We start from the raw sequence: 26543 nt of genomic DNA, 5'->3' as shown, positions 1-26543 counted from the left end.
TGTACAAATTTTCTGAAAATTGATAATAATTATCAATTTTTACAAGTATCTTGTTTTGTAACAGTAAGTAACTAAAAATTTGGAGTTTTGTAGCGCTTGCATAAAATGCTATTCTGCACAAAACGATGCAATCATTGCATCGTCACACTCTTGTTTCCATTTTGGCAACTACAATCCGGATTATATTTTTGTTAACATTTCCACCAAATTAAAGTTAAGTAACTTTTAAGACAAAAATGTGTAGCTAAAAGTAATCAAATGTAGTTAAGGATACAAATCGTTGGTGCTTAGGAAGAAAAAGAAGTGTTGAAGAAAGTTGTGATGATTGGGGCTATGACCCTACTGTTTTTGGCAGGGCCGCTAATGGGTAATGCTTTTGCCCAAACACCAGTTGCTGCCCCGCCTGCTGCTGATACTGGAGACACAGCATTTATGCTGATTTCAGCAGCACTAGTGCTGCTAATGACACCAGGATTGGCGTTTTTCTATGGTGGATTTGTGCGATCGCGCAATATCCTAAACACATTGATGATGAGCTTTGTCTTGATGGCGATCGTGGGAGTTACCTGGATTCTCTGGGGTTATAGTCTTTCTTTTGCACCAGGGTTGCCATTCATAGGTGGATTGCAATGGTTTGGGTTGAACGGTGTTGGTTTAGAGACTCAAGGCTACTTGCCGCATCTGCCTTATGAAGATGCACTCAAAGCAGCAGACCCCAAATATGCTGATGTCGTCTCTTATGCCGGAACGATTCCCCACCAGGCATTCACGATTTATCAAGCCATGTTTGCCATTATCACCCCAGCTTTAATTTCTGGGGCGCTCGTTGAGCGGATGAGTTTCCGCGCCTATTCGCTGTTTGTGCTGCTGTGGTCAACCTTTGTTTACGCCCCTCTAGCCCACATGGTATGGGCGAAAGGTGGATTCTTGGGTTTATATGGTGGATTAGGTGCCCTAGACTTTGCAGGTGGCACAGTAGTTCATATTAGTTCTGGTATTTCTGCTCTGGTAGCAGCGATCGTCCTTGGTCCTCGGAAAACCCATCCCGATCGCCTTAGTCCGCCGCACAACGTTCCTTTCATTTTGCTGGGTGCTGGCTTGCTCTGGTTTGGTTGGTTCGGGTTCAACGCGGGGAGTGCCCTAACAGTTGCCAGTGGAACTTCTGGTGACTTAACAACAAATTTAGCAACAACAGCCTTTGTTGCCACCAATACATCGGCGGCGGCAGCAGCTTTAATGTGGCTAATTATGGAAGCAGTTTTACGGGGTAAACCGACAGCCGTAGGAGCAGCTACAGGAGCCGTTGCTGGTTTAGTAGGTATCACTCCCGCCGCCGGATTTGTGACACCGCTATCAGCGATTTTAATTGGTTTCATTACCGCCTTTGTTTGCTTCTATGCTGTGAGTTTCAAGCATAAGCTGCAAATTGATGATGCTTTAGATACCTATCCCGTGCATGGCGTAGGTGGTACAGTGGGCGCAATTTTAACGGCCATCTTTGCCACAACTCAAGTCAACGGCGGAGGTAAAGACGGAGTGCTGCGTGGTAATTTTGGTGAATTGGGAGTTGAACTAATAGCAATTGCCATTGCTTATGCGATCGCAGGTGTTGGTACGTGGATTATTCTCAAGGTTATCGATGCTACAGTAGGACTGCGTGTTAAAGAAGAAGCAGAATTGCAAGGTTTGGATATTAACGAACACGGCGAAGAGGGTTACAACTCCGAGTTTGGCGATCGTCCGACTTAGTTTAGTGGGAATAGGGAATAGGGAAGAGGACAAGGGGAATTGGGGACAATGGGAAAGACTTGTTTCAAATTCTCACCTCTTATCCCCTTGTCCCCTTGTCTCCCTCTGCCTCCCATTCCCCACTCCGAATTTAAGATTGTGTAATTTGCGATCGCTAGCGTTAAAATTTGATTCAAATAATTGGTAAATTTCGCTAGTCGTGTCTACTTCTGCAAAAACCTTTCCTATCTGGGCATTTTTCTCGCTGTTAACCAACGGCATCCTAATGTTGGCGGTCATTCTGCTAATTTGGCAACAGCAGAAATTGGCCGCTTTTTTTGGGATAGTTACATCCCCAGAACAAATTAACCTGAACAACTCAACCCAAATTGCTACACCTGATTTGGGTCGCCGTCATCAACTCACTTACCAAGAGTGGGTAGAAATTCTCAAGCAAGAAGCCAAGGTCGCTGCTGACCAACGTCCTCCGCATTTAACTATCCTGGCGGGAGATTCTCTGAGTTTATGGTTTCCCCCTGAGTTATTACCCGAAGGTAAAACTTGGCTCAATCAAGGAATTTCTGGCGAAACCAGTAATGGACTCTTAAACAGGTTGAAAATATTTGACCGCAGCAAACCAGAAGTCATTTTTGTGATGATTGGCATTAATGACCTAATTCGTGGAGTGAGCAACGAGGAAATTTTAGATAATCAGCGGCAAATTATCAATTACCTCCGAAAGAGGCATCCCAACGCGCAAATTGTTGTGCAATCGATTTTGCCACATGGGGCAGAGGAAGCAACCTGGAAAGGACGAGATAAACTTCTAGCTGTTGCCAATATTCGCATTCAGGGGTTGAATCAGCAACTGCAAAGTATTTCTAGCAAAAAAGGTGTCAAATATCTTGATTTATATCCCCTGTTTACTAACAAGCAAGGAAATCTCCGCCGCGAATTTACTACTGATGGCTTACATTTAAGTCCCGAAGGGTATATAGTTTGGCGTTCTGCATTGCAGATTTATAGCGAAATCGAATTAAAATCCCAGCAAGAAGAAGAGGGGAAAAGGTTAAAGGGTAAAGGGTAAAGGCATTAAATCCTTTTCCCTTTCCCCCTCTCTGATAATATTTTTGAATACAACTGTGTATAAATCTCGTCTGGGCGCGAGAAAATAAAAAATAGTGGTTGAAATAGACAAATCTAATGGATACAAAAGCTTTTAAGCGCAGCCTGCAACATTCCGAAAATTACAATCGCAAGGGCTTTGGTCATCAAGCAGAAGTTGCTACCCAGTTGCAATCTGAATATCAGAGTAACTTGATTCAAGAAATTCGCGATCGCAATTACATCCTGCAACGGGGTGATGTTACCATCCGGCTAGCACAAGCCTTTGGTTTTTGCTGGGGTGTAGAACGGGCTGTGGCCATGGCCTACGAAACTCGTCAGCATTTTCCCACAGAACACATCTGGATTACTAACGAGATTATCCATAACCCTTCTGTAAATCAGCGAATGCAGGAGATGGAAGTAGAATTCATCCCTATTGAAGGAAAGAATAAAGACTTTTCTGTTGTTGGCACTGGTGATGTAGTGATACTACCCGCTTTTGGGGCTAGCGTTCAAGAAATGCAGATCCTTCACGAGAAAGGCTGCAAAATTGTTGATACAACTTGTCCTTGGGTATCTAAAGTTTGGAATACAGTAGAAAAGCACAAAAAAATAGATTATACATCAATAATTCACGGTAAATATAAGCACGAAGAAACAGTCGCTACTAGTTCCTTTGCTGGCAAATATTTGATTGTGTTGAATTTACAAGAAGCACAATATGTTGCTGACTATATTCTCAATGGTGGGAATCGTGAAGAATTTCTGACAAAATTTGCTAAAGCTTGTTCAACAGGATTTGACCCCGATCGTGATTTAGAAAGAGTTGGCATTGCTAACCAAACTACGATGCTTAAAGATGAAACTGAGCAAATCGGGAAGCTTTTTGAGCGGACTATGTTGCAGAAGTATGGCCCCATAGAGTTAAATCAGCATTTCCAAAGCTTCAATACTATCTGTGATGCTACCCAAGAACGGCAAGATGCAATGTTGGAATTGGTGGAACATAAATTAGATTTGATGGTAGTAATTGGTGGGTTTAATTCATCGAATACTACTCAATTGCAACAAATTGCTTTTGAGCGAGGAATACCTTCTTATCACATTGATACTGTTGAGCGGATTCAATCAGGAGATTCTATAGAACATCGGCAATTAAATGGGCAGTTAATAACTACAAAAAACTGGTTGCCAGATGGAGAAATTGTCGTGGGAGTGACTTCTGGTGCTTCTACACCAGATAAGGTAGTAGAAGATGTGATTGAGAAAATTTTTGCTGTGAAAGCAACAGCAGCGCTAGTTTAACATTTATCAAGTAAGCAAGTTCGTAGTAAGGACTTTAGTCCTTATTTTTTCACCACTAAAGTCCTTAGCACGAACTCTCAAAACTAGCTTAGACATTGTACTGGTGTTCAGCATTTTTAAAATTTATGAGAAATTCAATAAATGGCTGTTTATGAGCAAATTGGCAAAGGCTATGATTTGACTCGTCGCGCTGATACTGAAATTGCTGCCCAATTAGCTAAATACCTCCAAATCAAATCAGATTCCTCCTATCTCGATGTGGGATGTGGCACGGGAAATTACACGCTAGCCTTGGCAAAACATGGTGGTGTTTGGAGTGGAGTAGACCAGTCAAAAAAGATGATTAATGCTGCTACGAAGAAAAGTAATGTTGTAGCTTGGCAAGTTGCAGAAGCTGAGGCTTTACCTTATGCTGATGGTACTTTTTTAGGTGTGTTATGTACGCTAGCAATACATCATTTTGCTGCACTAACTCATGCTTTTCGAGAGATTTACCGTGTCTTGGCGGCTGGTCGTTTTGTATTGTTTACTGCCACGCCAGAGCAAATAAACAAATATTGGTTAGTCGAATATTTTCCAGATGCTATACATAAATCCGCTAAACAGATGCCAAGTTTAGAAAAGGTTAGATATGCTCTAAATGATGTAGGTTTTAATTCAGTAAATATCGAACCTTATTCTATTTCTAGAAACTTGCAAGACCTATTCTTATATAGTGGGAAATATCGTCCTGAAATATATTTAGATGAAAATATTCGTTCTGGAATTTCTACGTTTGCTTTGCTAGCTTCGCCAGAGGAAATCACCGTAGGGTGTCAAAGGCTAGCAGCAGATATTAATACAGGACGCATCACAGAGATTGTCAATAAATATGAAAATAATCATGGAGATTACTTGTTTGTAATCGCCGATAAAGGATCAATCATGAATTAGTATGGCAGAGAAATGGCTTTCTATCGTCGGCATTGGGGAAGATGGATTACAGGGGTTAAGTGCGATCGCTCGTTCTCTAGTCGATCAAGCTAAAGTAATCGTCGGAGGCGATCGCCATTTATCCATGCTCCCTACAGACGATCAACGTGAGAAACTAGTCTGGACATCTCCCATTAGCACTTCTGTAGAAGAAATCATCCAGCGTCGGGGTCAGTCAATCTGCGTACTCGCAAGCGGCGATCCGATGTGTTACGGCATTGGTGTCACCTTGATGCGGCGAATTCCCATTTCTGAAATGACGATTATCCCCGCGCCTTCAGCCTTTAGCCTTGCTTGCGCCAGGGTGGGATGGTCTTTAACTGAGGTGGAAACCTTGAGTTTGAATGGTCGTCCATCCTCCCTACTCCAGTCTTACATTTACCCAAAAGCGCGACTGTTGATTTTGAGCGAAGGGAAGGACACACCCGCCATTGTTGCGAAAATTTTGACAAATCGTGGCTATGGTGGCAGCAAAATTACCGTCTTGGAGCGTATGGGCGGCACTCATGAAAGAATTGTAGAAGGTACGGCTGCATCTTGGAGTGAAACTGAAATTGCTGCGTTGAATGCGATCGCAGTTTATTGTATTGCTGATGCTGGGGTTATTCCTTTACCAAGATTACCAGGATTGCCAGATAACGCCTACCACCACGATGGACAGTTAACAAAGCGTGAAGTTAGGGCAATTACTCTAGCAGCTTTAGCACCCACACCGGGAGCGTTGTTGTGGGATGTTGGCGCGGGTTGTGGCTCAATTTCCATCGAATGGATGCGGAGTAATGCTCGATGTCGAGCGATCGCGATCGAGCAAAATTCATCTAGGCTACTCTATATTGCCGATAATGCCGCCACTCTTGGTACTCCAAATCTGCAAATCATTGAAGGGAAAGCGCCCCATGCTCTGAAAGACTTGCCAGCACCAGATGCCATTTTTATTGGTGGTGGAGTGACAGCAACGGGACTTTTTGATGTTTGCTGGGAAGCATTGCGGCCCGGTGGGCGTTTGGTGGCAAACGTGGTGACGGTAGAGGGTGAGCAAACTTTATTTCAATGGCATAAACAAGTCGGTGGCGATTTGACTCGTGTTGCTATTCAACGGGCGGAACCTATTGGGAAATTTTTGGGCTGGCGGGCAATGGCACCTGTCATGCAATGGGTAGTTGTAAAATAATATGATTTGTGCGGCATCTGAAAATGTGCCAGCTAAATCTTTAACTGCTTACTTTGTTTTCTACCCTTCTTATTGCGGAGAAGATACGCCAAGGGCAAAAGCAATAACATATCAAAAGTAATTAACCGGACATCATAATCAAACATTGAAGAAGAATTCAGAAGTCAGAATGGGCTAAACGCCCCGCTATCGCTAACAGGAGTCAGAATGAAGACGCGATGCTCGTTCCTCTCTACGAGACGCTGCACGAACGTTAACGCTGCGCTATCAGTGGGGCGACGCGCCACTGTTTTGTTGACCACTAAATATGCAGATTTAGTGGGGGTCTTAAACCCCTGATTCAGACGCTCGTTCGCGGAGCGTGCCGTAGGCAAGACTCGCTAACGCTCCGCTATCCACTCTTTCGTTCAAAATTCATTCTGTTAGCGGAAGCGGGGCGTTTAGCCCATTCTGGCTCCTGACTCCTGAATTCTGTTTCGATAAATCTGATTATTGTTTTTATACATTAGCCAATGCTTTTGTCAAGATTATTTTAGATGTGCTTAACCTACTTTATCTTTGATTTATAAATATTCCATTATCTTAAAGTTTTGAAAAGTAGATAGAGATTCTAAGTTTTTTAGGGAACTATTAGATACGCAGAACAAATAATATATTCGTTTATGAACTTAAATTTACAGGCATCAAGCAAAACAAGTCAGTCAAACAATAACTGGCATGATTTTGATAATTCATCAATGAATTTCAGCTATCAATCCGCAGTGAATGCACTTGGACAAAAAGCACTATCAGGACTGGAATTATCATATTTGTTCCAAGATACAGTTTCTTTAGTAGCTCAAATACTCAATGTTAAATACAGTAGAATCTGGCAAGTACTTTCAGATAGTAATGCTTTGCGTCAAGTAGCTAGCGTTGGGGAGAAACCTTTAGAAACAGACTCTGCTGATATTAATGTCACAACTAATCAGCAAGTACAAAAATTCTTGGAGAATACTCAGCTAATTGTTAATTGTAACACACCCAATTGTCAGATCAATGATTTAACTATTCCTTCTCCGCCAGATAGCGTTACTGGTTTGAGTGTGCTAATTCCAGGTGAGAGTAAGCCTTTAGGTTTGCTAGAAGTCTATGCTACTGAGGCCAGAACTTTTTCTTCAGATGATGTTCATTTTTTACAATCTATAACCCATATTTTAGCAACAGCGATTGAACGCAAGCGTTCAGAAGCGTTAGTTTACACCCAAAGCCAAGTTTTAGAACAAGTTGCGTTTGGAGTCAACCTATATGAAATTTTTAACAATCTTTGTATCTTGCTAGAGCAACAATTACCTGGGGCATATTGCTCCATTTTAGTTGTAGATGAAGACAAGCGGCAGTTACGGGGAGGAGCAGCACCTACTCTCCCAGAAGAATTTGCTAAAGGTGTTGATGGTTTGATGATTGGTGAATGTTGTGGTTCTTGTGGTACTGCTGCTTATAGAGGAGATTCAGTATTTGCTACCGATATTGCTAATGATCCTTTATGGGCTGATTTCCGAGATTTCGCTTTGAGTTATAACATCAGAGCTTGTTGGTCATCACCTTTTACTTCGCAAACTGGTGAAGTTTTAGGGACATTTGCTATATCTCATAAATTTCCTTGTCATCCGACTCAGCATCATCTAGAAATTCTGAAAACTGCCACCCATATTGCCAGTATTGCTACAGAAACCTACAGAGCCGCAGCAGCTTTACAAAAGGCTAACAATGAGTTAGAACGAAAGGTTTTAGAACGAACATCGGAATTAAGAAAAGCTTTACTGGACTTACAAAAAACACAAGCTCAACTGGTTCATAGTGAAAAAATGTCAAGTCTAGGACAAATGGTAGCAGGGATTGCCCATGAGATTAATAATCCTGTGAGTTTTATTGCTGGTAATCTCAGATATGCAAATCAGTATATCAATGATTTACTAGATTTAATTGCAGTTTTTCAAGAGCAGTATCCCCAAATAAATCCCACCATAGAAGCCAAAATAAAATCTATCGAACTAGAGTACTTGTGTGACGATTTGCCTAAGTTAATGGCATCTATGAGTACAGGTAGTGAGCGAATTACAGATATTGTTCTGGGCTTACGCAACTTCTCACGACTAGATGAAGCAAAAATTAAATCTGTAGATATTCATGAAGGCATAGATAATACATTGATGATTCTAAATCATCAGTTGGCACTACCAAATAAATTACCTGATATTCAGATAGTTAAAGAATATGGTCAACTGCCTAAGATTAGTTGTTATGCCAACCAGTTGAATCAGGTTTTTATGAATATTATCAATAATGCAATTTATGCCTTAAAGGATAATATGCAATATTGGCAGTCTGCAAATAAGATACCAACTATTCAAATAAAAACTTTAGTTGTAGACAACGAGAGGCTTTTAATTAGTATCAAAGATAATGGCCCTGGTATGAAGTCAGAGATTCAGGAACAGATTTTTAATCCCTTTTTCACTACTAAACCTGTTGGTCAAGGAACTGGTTTAGGGTTATCAATCAGTCATCAGATTATTGTCGAAAAGCACCAGGGAAAACTAAATTGTATCTCTGCATTAGGTAAGGGAACTGAATTTCAAATTGAAATTCCTATTCAGAATTTTCAGCAGTCAGGAATAACATCAACTGACTCTTTACCTTAAAGTTGGGTTGTATCTCTTATATAACTACCGATGTTCTTTCTGTGTGCTGGAGTTATTGCAGCGATGATTGGCAAACGGTGGTACGAGAGAGATGGACATCGCCCTAACAGAATTCCCCTGGTTAACACTGGGGAATTTAGTTTACGCCTATATATTTCGTGAGCAACTTCAACTCTAGAAGCGGCTTGCTGTAGGCTAATCCAGAGGACATAGAAAGCTTAGAGCCACTCAATCTTGCAACATTATTGCCAGAAACTGGTATAGTCTAAGCTTAATGTGCATGATTCAAAAGTCTTACTATCATCACAGCTAATAAATAGCTAGTTGCTGTATAATTTATTTTGTGTTCCCTTTTAGACTCACTCATCGTTCACAATAATTGCGGCAATTTCTTCATTGAAGCGATATTTGTTGTGATTATCGTTGCTAAAAGTCACTTATTGGGGGTGAAGTAATGGACGAGTCTAATATTAACGACAAAAACAAATTTCTTTACCTTCGTAGTCGCTATTATGGTCAAGTTAAGCCAGAGAATTTAGTATTTAATGCCAACCTTCAAGAATTTGCTCAAAAAGTTAGCTATATTACCAGTCTAGAAACATCTGGAAAGCTTGAACCAGAAGATGCTTACAAACAAATTAAAGCACTTTGGAAACAGTTGAAGCACAGTAAAAAAGCATTGTTCATTGGTGAGGAACCACCAGATAAATCCTGAAACTACTCATAAAGGTAATACCAGATTGCTACTTGTTCTCTGGTGAACTTTTCATCATTCCAGCAACACCTGGTTTTAGGTGGTTGGTGTGGGCGATCATGCGTAGGCGTAGCCCGCCGTAGGCATAGCTCCTTTCAAATTTTCATGCCTTCAATTACAATGTGATGACTAAAAATCATTAAAAATAGAAAAGTAAGTTCATTTCGAAGTTATGAAACTGAAAGTTGTATTAGAACCCAGTGACGAAGGCGGATACACTGTCCATGTTCCCTCACTTCCTGGCTGTATAAGCGAAGGAGAAACAGTAGAAGAAGCATTAGAGAATATCCAAGAAGCAATAGAACTTTACCTAGAGCCATTGGAAGATGAGTTGATTACTCAAGAAGGCGTAATTGTCAGGGAATTGGTACTGTGAGCAAAGTTCCCAATTTACCCTATACTCGGATTATCGCTGCTTTAGAACGGGATGGGTGGATAGTTGTACGCCAGCGAGGTAGTCATATTAGATTAGAAAAGAGCATACCGGATGAAGTCTTGAAATTGACTGTTCCGGCTCATCGGTCAGTTAAGCGTTTCACCCTAGCTAAGATTTTAAAGCAGGCTCGTATAGACTTGGAAAGATTTTTAGATTTGTTGTAGCCAAAGATGGCATAAATCATGACTTTCCATCCTCCAATATCAATGTAGACTCAGCAGTACGCCCAAATTCTTCTGGTGCATATTGCAGGTGAACTTCTGCACCAGGCCAGGAAAATGTGCCAGGGGTGACAGAACGGACTAAGTAATGCAGGCTATAAACTCCTGGTTCCAGGTGGTCAGCATAGGCGATAATGCGATCGCGGTAGATATTTCTAAAGCCAAGTTCCCAGCTATCGGCTTTTGCTTGTAATGCAGCTGTGGTAGTTTGAAAACTTGCATCCACCGCCTCAAAACCTGCTGGTAGCGGATCTTTAATTACTATATGATCTACGGGGCGATCGGCGATGATTTCTAAACCAATATCAAACACCTGTCCAGAAGCTAAAGTCAAGGGTTTATCGAAAGCGTAAATCCCCGTTTTTTGTAAAACTTTCTCTTCATTTACTTGACTAATTTCTCGCGTTATGCGTAAACCGTTAAATCTGCCTGGTTGATTTCCTTGCAAGCGATAATTATAAGCAACCAGATAATGTAAAGTGCCATTACCTGCTTTTTGCAGCGTTAAATCATTACGACCACGAGGTAATAGATTCATCGGCACAATTAGTTGTAAGCTAGGATTTTTGTAACCTTCAAAGCGATTTTCTCCTAACTTATTACCAGCTAATTGCACAGTGGCAACAAAATTCGGCGGTGTGGGTTGCAGTTGACTATAATCTACCAAAGCTGTTAGTGCTTGGGCATTGTTATAGTTAGTTTGCCATGTGCCATCTCGTCGCAGTGCGAGAAGGCTTTGGAATAACTTATCTATAACTTCGGGTTTACTTTTTTTGGCAATAAATAAGCGTAAAGCTTGCGCTTGCGTCGTCGTAGATGAACTCATCCATCCCCAACTGCTGGGTAAACTCACAACTGCTGTGCGGCCAGTTTCAGAGATATTCTGTTGCAGCTTGTTTACTAATTGTTGAGATTCATCTTGCCATTCTGGGAATTGAGATAAATATCGCGCTAGTTTAATTTGAGTTACTAAATCAAAATTATTGCGCTGTTCATAAATATCTGCGAGAAAAGTGTTGCGTTTATCTCCTAAATCTGATAAAGCGATTAAAGCATTAATTTGCAGTTGCCTTTTACAGAGTAGTTGTTTGCAAAAATCGTATTCTCCAGGATTCGCCAGAACTTTTTGCAGATAAGTTTTGAGGCGAGACAGCATTCCAGAATCGACTAAATTAGGGAACACCTGACTGGCTTTAGCCAAAGATTCACCCGCATAAGCAGAAATCCAAGGGTCGGATTTTTCTTGTCCGGGGAAAGCAGCAAAACCACCATCGGCTATTTGGAGTTTTTGTAATTGTTCGATTGCTAAATTAGCTTGTTGGCTAGGATTAAATTCTGCGAAAGTTTGGCCATATTTTTGGGCGATAGTTTGCAAATTAGCCGCAATCATTAATTGACTTGCAGCAGGTTCTGTAAACGGCAAATCATTATCTTTTAAAACCTGCTTTGCTGGTGCTTGAATCTCTGGAATTAAGGTACTCGCCAACTGAATATCTAAACCTCCCGCATCAGGGAAGGTATTTTTATCAACATTCAGAGGAATTTTCACCTGTTTTTCGGTGACACCAGTTTCAACGACTTGTTCTGTAATTTCAACTGGCTTAATTTCTAAAGGAACTTCAAAAGCATCTGCGTCTGTACCATTTAGCTGAGTGGTAAAGCGAACCTTACCAACTCCGACGCTATCCGCCACCATTAGAAAGCGATAAGCATGAGTTGCAGATTCAGTTTTGGTTTGCAATGCAGTAGTTGTGGGGTTTTTGTCAGCAAACTTCACCGTACCGCTAAGTTCGCCATTAATTGAGATATTTCCTGTATTCCCGGTGTTGTTGGTGACGGATAAACCAGCGAGAATGCGATCGCCTGGACGTGCAAATTGTGGCAAGATGGCATTAGTTAGCAGTGGCTTGGTGGTGATAAACGTCGCGTCCCCATTCCCGAAACGCAGATTTCCATCAGTGGCTACAGCCATCACCCGCCATGTAGTTAAGTCATCCGGGAGTTTAAAAGTTATCTGTGCATTACCATTTGCATCGGTGAAAACAGAAGCGTTGTAGTAAGCTAAGGCTTTAAAATCGGTGCGAGTGCGAGTATTAGCTGCACCAGTTGAGAAACCACCACCATAACCCCAACCTTTAGGTTTAGCTACATCTTGCGGTTGTAATATGACATCCGCGCGATTATCGTTAAAGCGGGTAGATATTGTCTGTTCTGCATAAACTGTATCCACCAAATCTGGTGGACGATAACCAGAAAGTTGTAACACCGCTTCATTTACCACCATGACTGTAAACTGTCCTTTGGTGGGATTTCCTTGATTATCCTTCAGTTCTAGTTGTACTGTTTCTTCTGCACCAGGTTCTAATGATGCTTGCACTGGCTTAACTTGCAGTTTTAAATACTTATCTTCTAAGTTAACTTTAAAAGGTGCAAAACCAATCTTCACCAAGTTATCTAAACTTCCTACTTCCACTTGGCTGATGGGTTTACCTTGCCTTACTAATACAGCTTCAATGGCTGCATTTGGCAGCATTTCTGGTGTAACTTGAAACTGAATTTGTGGTGCGCTTCCCTGAACCTTGGTAATTTGTTGATAAAGGGGTTTGTCTTTAATCACCGCAAAGTACAATTCTGCATCTGGATAAGGAGATTGAATTAGTACAGTAGCAGTTTCACCAGGTTTAAACTCTTGTTTATCTAATTTAAGTTCTAAGACATCTTTTTCTTTCGAACCCCAAAATACTGGGTTTTGTCCAGTTGCCCAAATTTGTAAATCTGTGGCACTTAATTCGGATTTTGCATCACTAAAATTAACTCTAATTCGGTATGAACCAGATTCTGGTGCTGTCAAACTTACCGATTGGGGATTACTAGCAGATGTAATTTCTGCTTGTCCCACTGTTTTATATTCAACTTGATTTTTTGCCGTTCGGCTACCTTCAACTAATTGAGTGACACTGCTGTATTTAATCTCTTGTAATTCCAGACGCACTCGTTGACCTGTTATCGGTTTTCCTGTAGGGTCGGTAACAACCACATCAACAGGAAAAGCCTTACCAGCATCAGTAATAAAATTACTTTTTAACCCAATTAGACGATTACTTGGTAAGGCTGTAAAAGTTTTGGAATTCGCTACAGACAGATTAGAAACATCTGCAACTTGCACATCTACTTGGTAAGTCATGGGATATGGTAAATCATTAGCCACACTCACGGTTTGACTACTTTTACCATTAGCATCTAGTTGGGTATTATTTTGCAAGACATCACTAGAGATACTAGGAGATTCTTCTGGCCATAACCACTGCCGACCAAAAGTAAATTCGTCCCAACCTTTGGGAATAAAATTAGCCTGTTGACGAGTAATAAAGTATTTTGCTTCTCCACCTTCTACAGGCGCACCAAATAAATAATTGCTTGTTGCATTAATATCAACTTTATCGTCAATATAAGCAAATTCTTTATCTAAGTTTAGTTCGACTTTAAAATTTGGTGGCTTAAACTCAGCTACCCGAAATTCACCAGAAAGTTCTTGTCCATTTTTACCCTTAGCTTGGATTGTATGGTAGCCTAAGCGCTGAGTAGTCTTGATTGGCAATTCCAGAGAAAACGTACCAAATTCATTTGTAGTTTGTGTACCTAAGTTGGTCTTTTGTCCATCAGGATTTAATAAAGTTAATTGGTAAACGGCATTTTTATCTTGTTGGATTGTGCCATTTTGCAAGAAGCCAGCAAACCCAGTTAACCAAGCTTTTTCGCCTGGTTGATATAACTGTCTGTCTGAGAAAATTACCCCGCGTGATTCTGGCTTACTATCTTGCCAACCTGCATCAATACCGTAGCCATAAACGCCGCTATATTCTTCAGTTCTAGCGAATGCCCAATCTTGGTTTTCACGGGCAATTACTAATAATTGTGGCGATTTACTAGAACTTTCATTGCCAGCATAACATGGCTGTAATCCTTCACGAACAATTCTAAAAATTCCATTCTCATCAGTTTTACCAGTTGCACAAGGTACTGGTTCGGGGCGAGATTTTGCTTGTAATTTTGATTGATAAATTTCCACAGCCGACGCTTGAACTGGCGAACCATCTGTTAGATGATTGACGCGAATTAAGCCTGAATCAGGGAACCACTGAGTAAATATGCCCAAATTCGTCAATTCAACTAAGCCATAAGTGGTAGGTTCTCGCCACAGTTCCTTTCCATTTTCCTGATATTTATTAGTACGGGCTTGAACTCCATAAGCTAACATTCCCGTAGCTGCACTTATTTTTTCCCGCAGAGGAACAGCAATATCAACTGATTGATTCTTCTTACCCGATACCTTAAAGCTTTGCCAATCAGATGGTTGTGGTAATAAATCACTACTATTATTAAAATAAACTAAATCTGTCGGTTTAACTGCTCGATAAGCTGCTTTATATTTAGATTCTGGCAGATTTCCGGTAGTAATATTTAACTGTAAATTTTTATCTATGGGGAAAATATTTAAATCTGATGGTACCCAGATATCCCCGGCTAAATCTCCAGTATCATATTTAAGTGTTACAGGTTTACCCAAAGTCTGGCCAAACTTATCTTTGAGATTTCCGTCGATAGTAATTGTATAACTTTGAGCAGGTTCTAGCGCATAAGGATTGATGCCGACAATTTTATCTTCATCATTGATTTGGATGATTCTCGAAATATCTTTTGGGGCTGGATTAATGGTAATACTTTCTTTAGCTGAATCTGACAGTAAGACGTTATTAAATTCTAGCTGAGGACTGCCTTTAATAAATCTTCCAAAAGTTCCACCTGAATCTGGCTGTCCGTAAAAGTTGATTTTCTGGAATGCTAAAGGTGAATAAGTTACTAACTTACTAGCAAATTCTTTGTCTGTAGGGAGATTGCCATAAGCAGGGCGTATTCCGGGAGAAAAGACTAGGCGATAAGGGGTTGCCTTTTCGAGATTTTGCTGTGGAATAAGATTATAAATCCAATTGCGGGCTGAAGGGTCAAATTTTTCTAAAGGGTCTTCTTCATTTTTTACTAGTTTCTCTTCTTTATTTAATTCGACTCTGAAGCCTACACCCTTATTTTTTCCTTCAGGAATTAACTGTAATTTTTCTTGTACGGAAGCTAAATTTAATTCTACGTTGGAAGTAAACTGTAGCTTTGGTTGTAAATCAATGGGTTCAATATCAGCCTTTTCAATGAGATTGACACCGGGTAAATTAGTCAGGTTGATAGATTCGGTATTGAAAGTCCAAGGTAAATCTTTATCTAAGCGATGATTTTTTAAATCAGCTAAACCTGCTTTGAGAGTGACTTGAAATCTTGTCGCTATTGGCAATACTTTCTCAGCTTGAAAACCTACCATACGCGGTGTTAAAAAGCGAAATTGACCGGGTAAAGGCGGCCAAAGGGCAAATTTTTCTAATATTTTCTGTTGTTCTGGATTATCAAGACTTTCAACTGGGATTAAAGCTTCTTTAAAACGGATGCGAATTTGGTTGAGAGGTTTTGAATCGCCAATAGGACTAATTTGTTCAATCCAGTCTGGTAATTTTGGTGGTGTAAGTGGGGATACTACTGGGAGTTGTTCTTTATTTGAGTTGATACCAAAAAAATTACACCCTGTCATCGCTAGCATGAATGTAAAGAGGAGAAGAAACTGTATCCTTCTCTTCTGGCGTGAGGAATGGCTAATTTTTTTTAACGAACCGCCAAGTACGCCAAGGACGCTAAGGAAGAAATAGACAATTTTATAGTGCAAACGGAGTAAAAATCTGATAATCATATTTTTTAGTAATTTAAAATAAAAAATTCACAAGTTATAGCTAACAAAACTTTGTATACCTTATTGAGTTGGCAATGCCAAGACAAATAAAGGATGCTATATGACTATTTTTTACATAGAGTTTGGATTTTACTATGTTTATTTACATAGATAACTAATCCTGTATGATTGTTCCTAAAAATCACTACAATTCTTAACTATTAATAAGTGTTTAACTTCTGCAAATATTAATTTACATCTGCTAAGTAATTTCAAATAAATTATTAAGGATTTGACATATTTACTGATATCGATGTAATCGCTGCGTCAAAATTAAGGTAGGTTTTCTTGACAGGGATTCCCTGATGAAACTAATTTTACGATCGCTACTCCAAATTAAGCACAGTAGCAAATTTATCTTGGCTGTGCTGGTAATCTGCCTGCTTATACGCTTATTACCTTATTTTGCACCCGTTCGGGCCGCAGACATTGCTCAAAATCAGTTGGCAATGCAATTTAGCGATCGCAATGGTTTACCATTAGGAACATTGCTCACCCGTGACCAAGAACATACATCAGTAGTCGCACTAAGTCAGGTTTCACCCCAGTTTATCCATGCTATTTTAGCCGCCGAGGATGGCAGCTTTTACCATCACGGCGCGTTGGATATGAAAGCTGTTATCCGCGCCAGCAAAGAAGCCATCCACGCCAAAAGAATTGTTTCCGGCGCTTCCACTATTACTATGCAACTGTCGCGGATGTTAGATCCCGTCCCCCGCAGCTTTTCTGGTAAACTGCAAGAAATTTGGCTATCTTGGCGGTTAACAGCAGGGATGAATAAAGATGAAATTCTCTCTGCATATATTAATCGGCTACCAATGGGTGGGAATATATATGGTGTAGAAGCAGCCGCACAGACTTATTTTTCTATCCCAGCAAGTGAGTTAAATCTTGCTCAAGCCAGTTTGTTGGCTGCTATCCCCAATAATCCCACATACTTTAACCCTTATGAACATTGGGAACGGTTAAAGCAGCGACAAAAATATGTCCTTAATCGGATGGTACAGGAAAAGTATATAAGTGGTGCGATCGCAGCCCGAACACAAACCGAAAAAGTTGTGTTTCAATCTCGTCCACGGGGAATTATCGCCGCACCACACTTTTTATTTTGGTTAGCGAATCAAATTCTTCCAACTCCCCTTGAAAAAAGGGGCTTAATCCCCCCCTTTTTAAGGGGGGTTAGGGGGGATCAATCCGTTATTCGCACAACTATAAATCGCCCTTTACAGCAGTTTGTGGAAGCACAGGTGCAGCAGGTAATTTCTTCCCTAGCCGCTAATAATGTTCATGATGCAGCTGCGTTGGTGATTGACAACCACACTGGTGAAGTATTGGCTTATGTCGGTTCGCCTGATTACTTTAATCAAGCAAAACTAGGACGCAATGATGGAGTGCAAGCACTACGTCAACCTGGTTCTACCCTCAAGCCTTTTGTGTATGAATTAGCTTTAGAAAAAGGTTTAATTCGCCCAAATACCATTTTGGCAGATGTCCCCGCCCGTTATGCAATTCCTGGTGCGAGACTTTATAGCCCAACCGATTACACCGAACGCTTTCTTGGCCCTGTGCGGGTGCGAATCGCTTTAGCAAATTCGTTGAATGTACCCGCAGTCAGGGTTTTAGAAAAAGTAGGTGTGCAGACTTTTTTAGAACGATTACATCAACTTGGGTTTGAAAATCTCAATCAAACCCCAGAACATTACGGTTTAGGGTTAACTCTCGGTAGCGGCGAAGTCAGTTTATGGGAATTAGCTAGAGCTTACGTTACTATGGCACGACTTGGAGAGTCTATCCCTTTAGTAAGCACATTTTCCGATTCTCCAATCCAAAATCCAAGTTGCGCTGAAAGCGCACCAAATATGCGATGTAATATCCAAAATTCAACGACAATATGGCAATTAATCACTAACATCCTCAGTGATAATCATGCTCGTGCAACAGCATTTGGTGTAAACTCCGTGTTAAATTTACCCTTTCCTGTTGCCGTTAAAACTGGCACTTCTTCCAATTTTCGTGATACTTGGACAGTTGGCTTCACTACTGATTACACCGTCGCTACTTGGGTAGGCAATTTCAACGGGGAACCGATGCGACAAGTTTCAGGTGTGACAGGCGCTGCACCTTTGTGGAATCGGATTATGCTACACCTGCACGAACATCAAGAACCAGCAGCTTTTCCGCCTCCAGAAGGTTTAGTGCAATTACCTATTTGTGCAATTTCGGGATTACGACCAACATCAGATTGTACTTCAGTGGTGCAAGAATATTTCTATCCAGAAGATAAAATTGCCTACGAAGGTGACAACCAATTTAACTTACCACCAGAGTATAACGAGTGGTTGGCAAAACAACAGCAATCGAGTCTTGTTTCTACCAATTTTAGAATTTTGTCCCCGCATCATGGCGATTTATTTTTAGTCTATCCAGGTGAAGAAACGAAGCAAAAACTCGAATTTAAGCTAGCGGGAAATAAATCTGCGTCTGTTGAATGGTGGCTAAATGGGGAAAAATTAGATACAAATTCAGCTAATTCTTTATTTTGGAATTTGCGCCCTGGAAAGTGGGATTTGGAAGCGAGAAGTGGTGAAATGACTGATAAGGTAAGTTTTAAGGTGGAATTAGCTAATATTAAACCTACCCGTCGAGGATTTTCTATCAGTAATTCTCAGGTAAAGGGAAATCGCCCATAATTAAAGAGTAAGCTAACGCGCCTACATATTGCAATATTTTCCGTGTAGACCGTCATTAGTCATTAGTCATTAGTCATTAGTCATTTGTCATTTATCAAAAGTGTTTACCAAGGACAAAGGACAACCTCACCAGTTGATGTGCAATCTTATTTGCGTAACAGCTTAATCCTTACCTTGCTAGAAGGCATTGATTAAAAAAGGCAGGAATTACCTGCCTAGTTCCGTTAAACGGTTTGATGAGTGAATTATTGCAGAGTGTATTGACAAAACCATTGCAAGATTATGTCAAAGATATGACTATAAATTAACGTGAGTTCGACGGATAGGAAAGCCCAAAAAGATTGCTAGATATGAATTTGCTCAACTGGACAGGGCCAAGCGATCGCTACGATTGATTGAGAATCAGCAAAAAAGTCACAAAAAAATGCCGAGACTAATAATATCTAACAAAAATCAGGGTCTCGGCTATGTCTACCATGATATCTCGCCTCGACATCACGCAAATTTTCTGCGACGTAGATGATTTCTGTAACCAGTGGGAAAATCTCTGGCAGCAAGTACCACAGTTGCCATCGACAACAGGAGAAAGGCGCAGCACTTCCCGAATGCATCTATCAGAGGTGATGACAATAGTCATTGCATTTCATGGCAGTGGATATAAGACTTTCAAAGAATTCTATACCATGCATGTGCTGACAAGTTGGCGTGAAGCATTTCCAAATCTGGTCAGCTACACTCGGTTTGTGGAACTGATGCCCTGGTGTTTAATGCTGTTATGTTGTTTTTTACATACACGTACAGGAGAAATTACAGGGATTAGCTTTATTGATTCCACCCCAATTAATGTTTGTCACAACTGTAGAGCACATTCTCACAAGGTATTTAAAGGGTTGGTGAAATGGGGGAAAAATTCTGTGGGTTGGCACTTTGGATTCAAGCTTCATTTAATTATTAATGATTGTGGAGAATTACTCGCATTTTCACTAACCCCAGCAAATGTAGATGACCGAAAACCAGTCCCAGATATGACTAAGGACTTGATTGATAAACTCTTTGGTGACAGAGGATACATCTCTCAAAAATTATTTGAGGAGTTATATGAGCGAGGGTTGCAATTAGTCACAAAATCTAAAAAGAAAATGAAAAATCGCTTGGTAAAACTGATTGATAAAATTCTGTTACGCAAACGTGCTGTCATTGAGTCCGTCAATGACCATTTGAAAAATATATGTCAAATAGAACACTCTCGCCATCGTAGTCCATTTAACTTTTTGGTTAATTTGATGGCAGGGCTTACTGCTTATACCTATTTGCCCAAAAAACCATCTATTGACATTTACCCAAAAGACTTACCTGCATTGCCTCCTGCTATTTTTTAGTTCTGTCGAACTCACGTTAAATTAATACGCTTGGGTTAGCCCTAAAAATCTAGAAGATCCCAAATGAGTTTATATTTACTTACCAAAAAGGGAAAGGGGGAAAGGGTAAGGGGTAATAAAAAACCTTTACCCTTTAACCTTTTCCCACAACGTATAAAGAAATCCCCTATTTTTAAATAGCCCGAATAAAAAAGAATATTTTTAAGACACGTAGTGCGATAACTTAGCAGTGCCCATATTTGAAACCCCTGCTTTTAAGTTACTGGTTCTCTTTCCCCTTTCCCCTTTCCCCTTCTTCATTGCATCTGCTTGATGGGAATCTCAATTACAAATTCTGTACCCTTCCCAGGTGCAGAAATGCAGCTGATTTTTCCCTTATGCTTCTCTACTATAATTTGGTAACTGATAGATAACCCTAAGCCAGTACCTTTACCTACAGGTTTAGTAGTAAAAAAAGGGTCAAACAATCTAGTCTTAATTTTATCTGATATTCCTATTCCATTGTCTTTAATACTAATAATTACAAAATCTTCATCTTTAACTTTAGTATGGATAATAATAGAATTCAGATGTTTTGTAACATCTTTTTTTAAATAGTCCTCTTGCTGTTCATATAAAGCGTCAATAGCATTACTTAAGATATTCATAAATACCTGATTTAATCCTCCTGCATAACATTCAATAAGAGGCAAATCACCATAATTTTTAATTATTGCAATTTCTTGCTGCTTATGATTTTCTTTCAGGCGATGCTCTAAAATTATTAGCGTGCTATTAATTCCTTCATGAATATCAACAGGTTTCATTTCTGCTTCATCAAGACGCGAGAAGTTCCGCAAAGTTAGCACAATCTCACAAATGCGCTCAGTACCAATTTCCATTGAGGATAATATTTTTGGCAAATCATCAAGAATAAACTCTAAATCTATCTTGTTAATCAAACTAGTTATTTCTGGATTATAATTACAATTTTCTTGCTGATACAGGTTAATTAAAGTTAGTAATTGCTGACTATATTTTCTAATATGTATTAGATTTCCATAAATGAAATTAACTGGATTATTGATTTCATGAGCAACACCAGCAACTAACTGACCTAATGAGGACATTTTTTCGGTTTGAACAAGTTGTACTTGAGTATATTGTAATTCTTGTAGTGTCTGTTCTAGTTGAATATTTTTGTGTTCTAATTTTGCCGTTCTCTCCGCCACTTGCATTTCCAATCTACAATTTGTTTCTTCTAAGGCGGCTTGAGCAATTTTTTTATCTTTTAAGTATTGCTGCAATAAATTCAATACTAAAAGCCATGCTGGAATCAGTAGTGCTAAACTTATAACAGATTCTAAAACTGCCCAAAATATTCTTTTATAATATTCATCAACCTTCTGCTGTAACTGAACTAATATATTACTATTTCTTTTGGCAACACCATCAGCATAAATGTGTTTCTGAGTTTCATATTCTCGGCTAGAAAGTAGTAGTTGTGCTGTCTCTTTTTGATTTTTGTTAACTAACTCAAAAGATTTATATTCCATTGTGACCAAAAGTTGATTAGCAACATCAATTTTTTGGGCATCCTCATTTTGATATGCTTTAGGAGCCAGTTTGATAGATTCTTTAATAGCAATATCTAGTTTAGGCTCAAATTGGCGATATCGTTTTTCCCAGATAGAGTTTCCTGTAGCAGCATTCATCCGAGCTGACATCGTTAATACTTCATCAAGATAAGTAATTTCATCACTCAGCGTTTGTAGTTTAAATTCATGTTTAATAATACTATTGAAGTTATAGTATACTTGCCAGTTAAGCCAAATTTGAGGAATAAACAAGAGTAATGTCAGCAGTACTGTTACAGTTACTAGTTGAGAAGAAACAAATCTCAGTTTGTAAGGCAGGCGCATTTTTATATTGTTTTTTTAGAGAGATTATAATTGTGTATTAACTAAAATTAACACTTCCCATAAGCCTTTTTTTCAGTATTAATACCGAATAAATAGTGTGAAAAACTTTTTCAAGCAACATTAATAAACTATTAGAATAATGTATTAAGCAAATTTCAAAATCATTTTCTAGCTAATTATGTAAACTAAATCCTAATAAATTGGCTTTTAAAAAAATATTTAATTATTATAATTACTATTGGATTTTTGAACATGATTAGGTATTGTAGAGTGTGTTTGAAGGGAGTTTGTAACGCATCATTATCGAGGTTTGGGTGTTCTACACTATCGTTAATACACCCTACGTATATTTTCAGAATATCAAACCGAATTTATATATATGCTATTTGAAAATATTCATCTAAATTAAGAGCTAAATAAAGAATCATCGGTTGATACAGATTGCTGCAATAGCTTTATCATGCTTTAGTTGATGGGCTTTTTATCACAGTCCTGAATTCGATAGAATATGTTACTTGGTATGGGCAACTAGCTAGATACCAAAAAGTGTCAAACTAAATATAAAGTTTATAGAAAAATCGCAAACTCAAACTATGACTCAGCAACCAAGCGATCTAGACAATAAGGCTGTATTTGAAAAGTTGTGGGGAATTACAAAAGAACTCCACCAAAAACTAGAGGCTCGTTTCCATTTATATCCAGACCCTTCTGTAGAAGATTTACAGCAATACAGCAGTCTCGACGGCAATATGAAGGGTTCACTGACTGCTTTTTCTGGGGAAGAAATTGACTGGCTAGTGCATTCGTGGTTGGGAAACCCGGAAAAATCAAACTTTAGTACTATGCGTCTCACCACTTGGTTGAAGTCGCATATTCAGGTTCCCCATTTGGCTTTTGAGTTTGGCACACTTCCAAATGGAAATATATTATTTTATATAGATTACATTGCCCGAACTGAGCTTTTAACCGATTTGGCATATCTCGATCGCTACTATGAGCCAGTTAATCAAACATTCTTAAAGTTACAGGAAGATTCGCGCCTCAAGGTATTTACCAGCAAAAGTCTGTATCTTCGATTATTTCAATCGCCTGTTAAATTGTGCTACTCAGGCACACCCACCTTGGGAACCCTCGAACTAACTCGCACACTTGCACACGAAACCCTCGATCGCTGGCTAACCTGGGTAGATACAGCTGAACCCTTACCAGAAGATGCACGCACCGCTTTGGCAACTCGTGATTTGTTGGTACGGCGTACCAGTGCTGAACGCGATCCAGGTAATAAATTTATCGCACAGATGTTTGGTTCTGAGTTGGCAGATAAACTTGTGCGATCGCTCTGGGGTGGTGTAGGCAGTAGGCATCGTTAAGATTAAAAGGTAAGCAAACTTTTGCCACAGTGTACTAATGCGATCGCAGACTCTCATAGGTGAGTTCCGTATTTGACCAGTTGGTTTCTGCCAAAAATTCCCTAAATGTGGTCAGAAGTCCAGGAAACTCTTCTTCTCGTAAACGCTGGACATCAGCTTGATAACCTTGTTTACGATACCACTGTATTAAATCGAACAGTTCTTTTTGCAGCAAGAGTAAGAAAATCCAAGCAGGTGTCTCTTTATGGACAACTTTTATCCCCTGCGCTTGAGAGAATGCCTCTGCCATCTGAAGAGGAGTCAGCACATCCCCAGCTAGCTCAATTTCTTGGCCAATATACTTGATAGGATGTTCGATTACATAGGCAGCAACGCGGCCCATATCCTTAGTTGTAATTAGATGAAGGGGTTTATCTGGCTGAATTGAAAACGGAAAACTACCTTTGAGTATGGAAGGTCGCGTGTACTTCTTCCAAAACTCCTCCATAAACAAGCAAGCTCGCAACATAGTAGTCGGTAAGCCAGCTTCTTTGAGAATTTTCTCTACTTGATATTTTTGCTCAATGCGGGGGATTCCTGAATTCCTATCCGCCCCACCTCCGGAATTGTAGACAAAGTGCTTAATTTCAGCTTGTTTGGCAGCTTTTGCAACTCGCCTGGCTCTCTCCACCTCTAGCGGGTCAATTTTAGCGGAGTCCGCAGAAGTGGCGTGGCAGTAAACAGCCGAAATTCCTGCAAAGGCTGCTATGAGAGAAGTTTCATTGTCGAGGTTGGCTTTTACCAGTTCAACTCCGGCATCATTGAGCTTTGCAAGAGTTGGACGATTAAGGTCAATTTCTCTAGTGATGACTCGCAGGTTAGTAACTCCCTGTTCGAGAAATCCCTTGACGACATTTCCACCTGTGCCGCCAGTAACTCCGATGAGTAAAACTTTATCGGTGTTTGTCTCTGTGCGATCGCGGAAATTTGACATTCTCTCTTCTACCTGGAGTTTTTTGTTTAAATTAATTTTATCCAAAGACAGGAGAAGCAAACAATAATTCCACGCCATTTACAGTTGTTCTGGCTCAGTGAAAGAATTCTGGCAGAAGCTAGATGCTGGTTTTTTGCTTTTATATTATGTTTGTTTGCATTCTTATCTAAAAGGGTACAAACAGTGCTTGAGCAGCAAATTAATGTAGACAATACAGCCTTATTTGAGCAGTTGTGGGGTTGGACAAATGAACTTCGTGAGAAAATAGACGCTCGTTTTGAATTACATTCATATCCATCTACCGAGAACTTTCAAAAGTACTCTGCCTTGATTGGAGAAGCGCACGGCTCGCTCAATACCTTCTCTGGCCCAGAAATTGATTGGCTTGTGCATTCATGGTTGCGCGAACCTAAATCTGGCTTTTGCAATATGCACCTAACTGTTTGGCTCAAGTCGCAGATTCGTGTTCCTCATTTGGCTATTGTCTTTGCCACGGTTCCAGAACTGTTCTTTTTTATAGATTACGTCCCTCGCACCGATCTATTCACTGACCTCGATTATTTGGATCGTTACTACGAACCTGTGAACCAGACATATTTGGCGTTCCTGAAAGATTCACGTTTTCAGCAGTATATTAGCAAAACGCTGTATATCCGTCAGGTACAATCTCATACTAGTTTGTGTTACACCAGTCCAGTCACAGAAGAGACGCTTGATCGTGTCCACACGGTAGCGCATGAGATGATAGATCGTTGGCTAGATTGGGTAGATGAAGCTGAACCAGTAGCGGAATCAGAACGGGCTGCTTTATCTGAGCGTGACTTATTTGTGCGCCGTACTGTTGCAGAACGCGACCCAGACAACCAAATTGCTGTGCGGCTATTTGGGGCAGAAATGACGGATAAATTAGTACGATCGCTCTGGGGTGGCGAGCGTATTCTATAAGGTAGTAAAAAAATTTGGATACAGCATGGCAGATAATACTGATAATCTCAACTCATTCCGGGCCTTGGCACTCCAAGTTACCTGTCATGCAGTCAACCAAGCAACCGATCGCCACGAAGCGCGATCGCTCATGCAAAACTCCATTAACCGCCTAGCTCAACAAATTGCTGCCAGTATCGCTTTTATTGGCTTTGATTGTCGTTTAATTGTACTGCCAGAATATTTCCTCACAGGTTTTCCAATGGGAGATAGTCTCGCAGGATGGGCAGAAAAAGCCTGTATAGAAATGGCTGGTGCTGAGTATGAGGCGCTGGGTAAAATTGCTCAAAAGCATAAAATATTTTTAGCTGGTAATGCCTACGAAATTGATCCCAACTTTCCCGGATTGTACTTTCAAACCTGCTTTATCCTTGACCCCTCCGGCTCAATCGTCTTGCGATATCGGCGGCTAAATTCTTTATTTGCTCCCACTCCCCATGATGTTTGGGATAAATATCTTGACTGTTATGGTTTAGAGGGAGTTTTCCCTGTAGCCAAAACTGTGATCGGTAATTTAGCAGCTTTAGCATCAGAAGAAATTTTATATCCAGAAGTAGCGCGGTGTCTGGCGATGCGAGGAGCAGAGATTTTTGTCCATTCGACTTCGGAAGTATACAACAAAAACCTCACTCCCAAAGACGCGGCAAAAATCACTCGCGCTGTCGAAAATATGGCTTACGTGGTTTCAGCTAATACCGCAGGTATCGCTAATATTGCCATCCCCATAGCTTCGGCTGATGGTGGTTCTAAAATCATCGACCATCGCGGAATCGTTTTAGCCGAGACAGGTGCAGGCGAGAGCATGGCAGCATTTGCCGAGATTGATTTAGGAGCCTTACGCTGCGATCGCCGCCGACCAGGGTTACATAATTTACTTGCCCGCCAACGCTTTGAACTATACGCCGAAAGTTATCACCAATCACACTTTTACCCAGCTAATACTATGCTGGAAGGAGAAATAGACCGCAAACATTTTTTGCAAACGCAGCAAGCCACAATTGATCGGTTAGCCCAACTGGGGATAATTTGAATTTGGGAATT

At 40.2% G+C, this 26543-nt stretch carries 17 protein-coding genes; 14 read left to right on the top strand and 3 right to left on the bottom strand.

All coding sequences use genetic code 11. The features are described 5' to 3' along the window. Positions 1-333: 333 nt before the first annotated feature. The 9 genes from ACFFRD_RS26905 to ACFFRD_RS26865 all read left to right on the top strand — a co-directional run bounded on the left by ACFFRD_RS26905 (position 334) and on the right by ACFFRD_RS26865 (position 10321). Complete coding sequence (locus tag ACFFRD_RS26905) at positions 334-1749, top strand: ammonium transporter (RefSeq protein ID WP_392483175.1); 1416 nt, start codon at positions 334-336, stop codon at positions 1747-1749. 199 nt (positions 1750-1948) lie between these two features. Continuing rightward, entirely contained in the window at positions 1949-2815 is an 867-nt protein-coding gene (locus ACFFRD_RS26900) for an SGNH/GDSL hydrolase family protein (protein ID WP_392478589.1), read from the top strand. A gap of 116 nt (positions 2816-2931) precedes the next feature. After that, positions 2932-4140 carry a 4-hydroxy-3-methylbut-2-enyl diphosphate reductase gene (locus ACFFRD_RS26895; protein ID WP_392478587.1) on the top strand — a complete coding sequence of 403 codons (1209 nt, stop codon included), beginning with the start codon at positions 2932-2934 and terminating at the stop codon, positions 4138-4140. 141 nt (positions 4141-4281) lie between these two features. After that, complete coding sequence (locus ACFFRD_RS26890) at positions 4282-5073, top strand: class I SAM-dependent methyltransferase (RefSeq protein WP_392478586.1); 792 nt, start codon at positions 4282-4284, stop codon at positions 5071-5073. Position 5074: 1 nt separating this feature from the next. Continuing rightward, positions 5075-6283, top strand: coding sequence for a precorrin-6y C5,15-methyltransferase (decarboxylating) subunit CbiE (gene cbiE / locus ACFFRD_RS26885; RefSeq protein ID WP_392478584.1), 1209 nt, complete (start codon positions 5075-5077; stop codon positions 6281-6283). 662 nt (positions 6284-6945) lie between these two features. Next, positions 6946-8967 carry an ATP-binding protein gene (locus ACFFRD_RS26880; RefSeq protein WP_392478582.1) on the top strand — a complete coding sequence of 674 codons (2022 nt, stop codon included), beginning with the start codon at positions 6946-6948 and terminating at the stop codon, positions 8965-8967. Between the two features lie 454 nt (positions 8968-9421). Further along, positions 9422-9682 carry a hypothetical protein gene (locus ACFFRD_RS26875; RefSeq protein ID WP_190935112.1) on the top strand — a complete coding sequence of 87 codons (261 nt, stop codon included), beginning with the start codon at positions 9422-9424 and terminating at the stop codon, positions 9680-9682. 211 nt (positions 9683-9893) lie between these two features. Then, complete coding sequence (locus tag ACFFRD_RS26870) at positions 9894-10097, top strand: type II toxin-antitoxin system HicB family antitoxin (protein WP_109007161.1); 204 nt, start codon at positions 9894-9896, stop codon at positions 10095-10097. Next, on the top strand, positions 10094-10321 hold the full coding sequence (locus ACFFRD_RS26865) for a type II toxin-antitoxin system HicA family toxin (protein ID WP_392478580.1): 228 nt from the start codon (positions 10094-10096) through the stop codon (positions 10319-10321). Before ACFFRD_RS26870 ends, ACFFRD_RS26865 begins: the two co-directional genes overlap by 4 nt. A 16-nt stretch (positions 10322-10337) precedes the next feature. Here ACFFRD_RS26865 and ACFFRD_RS26860 read toward each other — a convergent pair whose 3' ends face one another. Then, a complete protein-coding gene (locus ACFFRD_RS26860) occupies positions 10338-16019 on the bottom strand; it encodes an alpha-2-macroglobulin (RefSeq protein WP_392483174.1) in 5682 nt (1893 codons plus the stop codon). Positions 16020-16510: 491 nt separating this feature from the next. Here ACFFRD_RS26860 and pbpC point away from each other — a divergent pair, with 491 nt between their 5' ends. Both pbpC and ACFFRD_RS26850 read left to right on the top strand, forming a co-directional pair. Then, positions 16511-18895 carry a penicillin-binding protein 1C gene (pbpC, locus tag ACFFRD_RS26855; protein WP_392478578.1) on the top strand — a complete coding sequence of 795 codons (2385 nt, stop codon included), beginning with the start codon at positions 16511-16513 and terminating at the stop codon, positions 18893-18895. Between the two features lie 476 nt (positions 18896-19371). Beyond that, positions 19372-20274 carry an IS982 family transposase gene (locus tag ACFFRD_RS26850; RefSeq protein ID WP_392483173.1) on the top strand — a complete coding sequence of 301 codons (903 nt, stop codon included), beginning with the start codon at positions 19372-19374 and terminating at the stop codon, positions 20272-20274. Between the two features lie 296 nt (positions 20275-20570). Here ACFFRD_RS26850 and ACFFRD_RS26845 read toward each other — a convergent pair whose 3' ends face one another. Continuing rightward, positions 20571-22175, bottom strand: coding sequence for a sensor histidine kinase (locus ACFFRD_RS26845; protein ID WP_392478576.1), 1605 nt, complete (start codon positions 22173-22175; stop codon positions 20571-20573). Positions 22176-22768: 593 nt separating this feature from the next. Here ACFFRD_RS26845 and ACFFRD_RS26840 point away from each other — a divergent pair. Beyond that, positions 22769-23545 carry a red chlorophyll catabolite reductase gene (locus ACFFRD_RS26840; protein ID WP_392478574.1) on the top strand — a complete coding sequence of 259 codons (777 nt, stop codon included), beginning with the start codon at positions 22769-22771 and terminating at the stop codon, positions 23543-23545. A gap of 34 nt (positions 23546-23579) precedes the next feature. On the opposite strand, the gene ACFFRD_RS26835 is transcribed toward ACFFRD_RS26840, so the two are convergent. After that, entirely contained in the window at positions 23580-24518 is a 939-nt protein-coding gene (locus ACFFRD_RS26835) for an NmrA family NAD(P)-binding protein (RefSeq protein WP_392478572.1), read from the bottom strand. Positions 24519-24701: 183 nt separating this feature from the next. Between ACFFRD_RS26835 and ACFFRD_RS26830 the strand changes: the two genes are divergently transcribed. Next, a complete protein-coding gene (locus ACFFRD_RS26830) occupies positions 24702-25463 on the top strand; it encodes a red chlorophyll catabolite reductase (RefSeq protein ID WP_392478570.1) in 762 nt (253 codons plus the stop codon). A gap of 25 nt (positions 25464-25488) precedes the next feature. After that, positions 25489-26532, top strand: coding sequence for a nitrilase-related carbon-nitrogen hydrolase (locus ACFFRD_RS26825; RefSeq protein WP_392478568.1), 1044 nt, complete (start codon positions 25489-25491; stop codon positions 26530-26532). The last annotated feature ends 11 nt before the right edge of the window (positions 26533-26543 follow it).

Source organism: Nostoc sp. C110, assembly GCF_043099725.1.
Lineage (GTDB): Bacteria > Cyanobacteriota > Cyanobacteriia > Cyanobacteriales > Nostocaceae > Nostoc > Nostoc muscorum_A.
Note: the sequence above shows the minus strand (reverse complement) of the source record. Positions and strands in the feature narration are given on the sequence as shown.